The following is a 527-nucleotide window of genomic DNA, read 5'->3' on the forward strand; positions in this document are numbered from 1 at the left end:
ATTTGGGGGAGAAATGCGCTCTGATGTTTCTATGTTCACTACGAGTGACCAAGAAATTGGGAATGGTGGAAATGGTGGTAACGGTAGTGGACAAGTCATTCCTCCTGCTCCATTTCCGCCAGTTACAGGGGAGCAAGTCATTAACGTAACGGATGACCTACTATCAAAATCCGAGGAATCTTGGACTATTAACCAAACGCCGACTTCGGACAACACTAAATGGGTCATTCCAAAACAAATAATGAATAGTGCAATCGTTGCGGACAAACCACTTCGTTTCTTGACGAAGAACGGTCATGAAGTAGCATTGCCAGTGAATGCAGCGAAGCAATTGCAGAAACATAATCAAGACAGCATCTCTGTTGTTTCAAATGTGAAGGTTGAAAAAGAAGCCGCCCTTCCAACTGGCAGGCGATATAGTGATATTGTGGATATTTCAATACTGGCAGGTGATAAAGAAATTAATTCACTCGAATATCCAATCGAACTGAAACTGAAGTTAAATCAAACGGTCAATAAACATGTGA

1 protein-coding gene is annotated in these 527 nt (G+C 41.7%); it reads left to right on the forward strand.

What is annotated here, in order from left to right; genetic code table 11:
* The coding region (locus tag AC25Y5_RS18945; RefSeq protein ID WP_488141647.1) for a hypothetical protein at window positions 1-527 on the forward strand (527 nt) is incomplete at both ends.

The sequence above is a fragment of the Sporosarcina sp. Y1011 genome (assembly GCF_057669885.1).